At 33.8% G+C, this 5,557-nt stretch carries 4 protein-coding genes and 1 pseudogene; 1 reads left to right on the top strand and 4 read right to left on the bottom strand.

Annotated features, from left to right (window positions below; translation table 11 throughout):
* Positions 1–156 precede the first annotated feature (156 nt).
* Together yknW and AC1DJR_RS18880 are read right to left on the bottom strand one after the other, a co-directional pair.
* Positions 157–834, bottom strand: a complete 678-nt coding sequence (gene yknW, locus AC1DJR_RS18885) for a YknW family membrane protein (protein ID WP_429687823.1) — start codon at positions 832–834, stop codon at positions 157–159.
* 24 nt (positions 835–858) lie between these two features.
* Positions 859–1,161 carry a DUF2087 domain-containing protein gene (locus AC1DJR_RS18880; protein WP_060749782.1) on the bottom strand — a complete coding sequence of 101 codons (303 nt, stop codon included), beginning with the start codon at positions 1,159–1,161 and terminating at the stop codon, positions 859–861.
* 42 nt (positions 1,162–1,203) lie between these two features.
* Between AC1DJR_RS18880 and AC1DJR_RS18875 the strand changes: the two are divergent.
* A pseudogene (locus tag AC1DJR_RS18875) lies at positions 1,204–1,842 on the top strand (hypothetical protein); the annotation flags it as partial.
* Positions 1,843–1,880: 38 nt separating this feature from the next.
* Here the strand turns inward: AC1DJR_RS18875 and AC1DJR_RS18870 are convergent.
* Positions 1,881–4,694, bottom strand: coding sequence for a YhgE/Pip family protein (locus AC1DJR_RS18870; RefSeq protein WP_477003237.1), 2,814 nt, complete (start codon positions 4,692–4,694; stop codon positions 1,881–1,883).
* 215 nt (positions 4,695–4,909) lie between these two features.
* Positions 4,910–5,482 carry a TetR/AcrR family transcriptional regulator gene (locus AC1DJR_RS18865; RefSeq protein WP_477003236.1) on the bottom strand — a complete coding sequence of 191 codons (573 nt, stop codon included), beginning with the start codon at positions 5,480–5,482 and terminating at the stop codon, positions 4,910–4,912.
* Between the last annotated feature and the right edge of the window lie 75 nt (positions 5,483–5,557).

Below are 5,557 nucleotides of genomic sequence, written 5' to 3'. Positions count from 1 at the left end.
GAGTATCCCCTCAGTCTAACTTCTAACTAGGTGATCTCCTTTTCTGAACAATATCATGGCAAATAAAATTATATTAACGATTTTTCGAATATATCTATCGTAACTTCAAATATATCAACGATTCAACAAGGGGTATCGATTTACCAACAGCTTTTTTTATGGTTTAGATATTTCCTGCATAAACCCAGCCATGCTCGCTAATAAACTAGTGAAAACGAAAAGTACAATAATAAGAGGAATAAGTTTGTCTTTATTTAAATTCGTAATCGTTTTTAAACCTATTCCTAATAAAACGTAATACCAAATGTTAAATATATCTATTCTTTGAGCGATTGTATGCAAGATCATATTATCTGTCGCTATTGCACCTAAACCTGTATAAGATATCTCATACCCACTTAGAGAAAATGCAATTAATCCGTTTAAAATCATCCCTAATCTTAATACAAACGAAGCATAAATGATTATCGGGAATGTTTCTTTATAGTTAATATCAACTCCAAAGAAAATCATAATGTTCTTATAGAATATAGGTGCAAAAAGTATAGCTACGATTCCACTGACTGCTGAAAATCCAAATGTAGTAAAGAAAGTTATGTATTTCGGAACAGTAAATCCCGTTTTATCATGAAACATACTGAGTGCAGGATTATTTAAAGAATTCCAAGACATTAAGGCACTTGAAATTATAATAAGCACAATTAAAAGGACTAGTGGAAAGAATATATTTCTTTGATTCTTCATCCTTTTGAATTGTAGTGTTGGCGAAGTGAATATCCCAAAAATCGATGGTTTTTCCGAAAGTTCTTCATGCATAAGACTACTAACTTGCAAGAAAATCCCCCTTCCTCATTACATTTATAACTCCTCCCACTTCGTCCACACTTCTCTCCCATTTATATGGTACATATTATCCTCTCGATCCATAAATCCGTGCACAATAAACTCGCGTCTAATTGTACAAAAATCATCATGATATTGTTTTATAAATGTATTAATTTCTTTTTCCGTATATTGATTTCCAGCGTTTAACTTGCTAATCAAATGCTCTAACAATACTAGTTTTTTCTTCTTTTGACCTGGAATCAATTTTAAGCGGTCCTCTTTATCAAAAAAGTTACGAATGGTCGTATCCCTAAATTTCATTTCGCTTTCGGTCATTTTGTTGTCCTCCATCAGTTTTTATGTAATAAAACTTTATTGTATAGAAGTGCTATCAATACATTACAAGAAACGAAAGAAGTCTCTTCTTTTCAATCTGCAAAAGATGGTGTAATTTTATTAAAAGGGACGTTAACTACTGCGCAACCTATTACAGAAGAAAAACTTCAAAATAAAGAATTCGCACTCCTTGAAATTAATACGTATAAACATCGAAAGGCAAATTGGATAAACATTGATACTGAGCAGCATATTGCAAAGCAACTCTTATTAAACAATGAGACTCTTCCTGCATTAAAAGAAATCCGTTTTTCAATGAAGCCAATTACACTGTTAGGAAAAGATATTTCCACCGAAGATTACTCACTAAAAAAGGATGATACTCAATTAACAATTAAAGGTAAGGGATACCGATATACAGGAATAGAAAACAAATCAGACACTCTTATTTTTGGTATAAAAAAAGGAGATACACTTGAAGGGTATAGTGGCTCAGAAATTCTAATAGGAAAAACAAAAGAGGACATTGCCAGTAACATGAAACTATATACTTTTGCTGAAAGATATGGTCCATTTGTTTGGATTGTAGCTACTATTATCCTTATAAGTATTGGTATATACTTGTTCCGTAAAAATAGAAAAACAAATAAAATTTCTCATCCAATAAAACAAGACCAATAAAAAAGGCACCATTTCGGTGCCTTTTTTATATTTCTTATTTACGCTTCAACCGATTGATTTTCAGCAATATTTTTAAATTGTCGTTTGTGCATCCACGTTAATGAAGCGATTGTTCCAAGTGATAATACAACGATAAAGATCATAAGCATTCCTATGTTTTGCCACATGAAGTTAAAATCACCGCTTGATACGACCGCTTTCAATCCTGATACAGAGTATGTCATTGGTAGCCAAGCATTGAATGGTTGTAAAAACTTAGGAATCAATTCTAGTGGGAATGTTCCAGCACTTGTTGTAAGCTGAATAATTAATGTGATGATGGCGATGAAACGTCCTGCATCACCAAATGCTGTTACTAAACATTGAATTAATGAAATAAACGCTAGACTCGTCACAATACTAAAGAGTATAAAGTATGGAATACTTTGTACTTCTACACCTAACCAGAACAGTAATATGACATCTGCTACTATCGCTTGAATAATACCTACTGATAGTAAAACACCAAACTTACTAATAAACCAGCTGAATCCTGATTTCGGAACGCCAACTGTATCGCGTAATGGGTATACGATAGATAGTAGTAATGCCCCAACAAATAAACCAAGTGATAAGAAATACGGTGTAAATCCAGTTCCATAGTTTGGAACTTCCGCCATTTTCTCCGTCTTCACTTTTACAGGACTTGCAAACATATCATACGTTTTGTCTGTCCCTTTTACTTCACCTGTTTTTTCTGCGCCTTCGCCAAGTTTCTCAGCCAGTGTACCTGAACCATCRTTTACYTTTACGAGGCCATCTGTYACTTTTCCWGAKCCRTCTGYTAGTTTATTGACGCCATCGATTAGCTGGATTGAGCCAGTGGACATTTTATTTAGGCCACCATTTAGAGTACCTAAGCCCGTTGTTACTTTACCCGAGCCATCTGCTAATTGATTTACTCCACCTGACATTTGATTTGCTCCTACAGATAATGTACCTAAACCGCCTGTCACTTGGCTTGAACCATCTGCTAATTGATTTACTCCACCTACCATTTGATTTGCTCCTGCAGATAATGTACCTAAACCGCCTGTCACTTGGCTTGAACCATCTGCTAATTGATTTACTCCACCTGCCATTTGATTTGCTCCTGCAGATAATGTATCTAAGCCACCTGTTACTTTACCCGAGCCATCTGCTAATTGATTTATCGCATCAATTAACTGACCGGATTCGTTTTTAAATTTATTTGCGCCTTCTTTAGCGGCATTTAAATTCTTACCAAATCTTTGGAAATTTCCAGCAAATCCTTTTTGTACACTGACTAATTCATCAATACCATCCGTTAAAGATTGCAATTCCGTTGTATTCGGTATTTTGTTTTGTCCATCACCTGTTTTTTGATTTATTTCACCTTTTAATTGTTTTACTTCTTCATTTAATTTATTTGTTCCACCTGCTACTCCAATAGCTTTCTGCTGAACTGTCGCTGTACTTTTTGCCGCATTTGCTATATATGGTTGTAACTGCTCTTGATATTCTTTTGGTAAATTCTCAATTTGTTTTTGCAAATTAGCTACATCTTGTACTGCATTTTTTGCATCCCCTACTGTTGACTGAGTAATTTCATTTAACTGATTTACGTTTTCTTCAGCTCCATTTATTTTCTCATTTACTTTATTTAATGTAGAAGGACCTTTTGACTGCATTTCCTCTAAACCTGCAACAGAATTTTTCACTTTACTATTTAAATCTTCCAAACCCTTTTCAATTTTTTGAGAAAATCCCTCTAATTCACTTTGTCCGCCAACAAGTTTTTCCATACCAGTTGCTAATTCATTCGTTCCTGTTTTTAATTCACCTGTTTTACTTACTAATGCATTCAAACCTGCTGTTACTTTCTGAGATCCATCTTGTAATTTCCCTATACCTGTCTGCATCTCACCTGTTTTGCTATTTAACGTATTTAAACCTGCTGTTACTTTCTGAGATCCATCTTGTAATTTCCCTATACCAGTCTGCATTTCACCTGTCTTACTATTTAACGTATTTAAACCATCTGTTACTTTTCCAGACCCATCTTGTAATTTCCCTATACCAGTTTGTATTTCACCCGTTTTGCTATTTAATGTATTTAAACCATCTGTTACTTTTCCGGACCCATCTTGTAATTTATTAGATCCATCTGCTAATTTCTGAACTCCATCTTTCATCTCTCCAGATTTCCCTTGAAGTGTATGGAGTCCATCCGTCACTTTACTTGATCCATCATGCAACTCACTAGCTCCGTCATGTAACTTATTTGCTCCGTCCGCTCCATCTGCTAAYCCTTTTGAGACGTCTTTAATGGAATCAAACATTTTCTCTGCATATGTTTTCGTTAACGTRCTTGATACTTCACCTTTAATYTTTTCAATTGCTGTTCCGCCAATTTGTGAAGATAAGAAGTTTAAACTTTCATTTGGAATGTATTCTAAGTTTAATGGTTTCGGATCGTCTTTTAATAACGTTGTAGCGTTACTTGAGAAGTCATCTGGAATACGTACTAACATGTAATACTTTCTGCCTTCCATTCCTTTTTTCGCTTCTTTTTCACTTACAAACTCCCATTTAAAACTATTATTATCTTTTAAATTATCAACGAGCCCATTCCCGACTTCAATCGGTTTCCCATCAAATACTGCACCTTTATCTAAATTGACTACCGCAACTGGCAAGTCATCTAGCTGTTCATACGGATCCCAAAAGGCCCATAAAAACATACCAGCATATAAAATTGGTACAAATAAAACCGCAATGATTGGGATTAATATTTTTTTACTTTTTATAATCTCTGCAAATTCTTTACTAAGCAACTTATGCCATTTCATAATTTATCCCCCTTTTYAAAAATGACCAAAATGTMWWTTTAGTCATTTTTACCCAAATAAAAAGGCTATATCTGTTCATACATATGCCTTATCCCCGAATTTATACTATGCAACTGTTCCTTAGTATGAAATTAATATTTCTATTATCCCTCCTAAATTAAACATATGACCATTTTGTTCATATGGTCATTTTTTATAATATTAAAAGGATTATCTTAATTTGACAATCCTTTTAGTAAATAAAGTTCGAATAATTCCGAGATCTTTTCTTTTTCTAACGGTTCATGATTTTTTTCCCAATCAAAAATAAGCGATACGTATAGGCGAAGCATAATAAACGCTGTAATTTCTGGATCACATTTGCTAATTTCACCTTTTTCAATCGCAATCTCTAAATAAGCTTGAATGACAGAAACGATTTCCACATCTACTTGTTGCATAACTTCTTGTACTTCTTTCGTTCCCATATCGCGCTCTTCTTGAATTAGTTTAATCATGAGCTGATGTTCTTTTCTAAATTCTAAGATGCTATATAATGCTCTATGTACATTTTCAAAAAATGAAATATCTGAACGAATTGCGTCTTTTGCGACCTGCTTCATTTCTGTAATTAAATTAGAAATAATTTCGCCAAATAGTTCTTCTTTATTTTTGAAAAAAGTATAAATTGTTCCTTTTCCTACATTCGCTAACTTCGCAACTTGATCCATCGTCGTTGCTTTATAACCGAATGCTGAAAAAGACTTTGTTGCAGCTTCAATAATAGAACGTTTTCGATCTATCGCCACATCATCACCTCCAAAAATGACCAATTGGATAATATAGTCAATCAGTACATCTTTGATATTACCACACGCTTACAT

Source organism: Bacillus sp. 05T31 (genome assembly GCF_056396725.1).
Note: the sequence above shows the minus strand (reverse complement) of the source record. Positions and strands in the feature narration are given on the sequence as shown.

Bases quoted from the DNA above. Each gene is read 5' to 3' on its own strand.
- AC1DJR_RS18880 (WP_060749782.1), bottom strand. From the start codon at position 1,161: ATGACCGAAAGCGAAATGAAATTTAGGGATACGACCATTCGTAACTTT.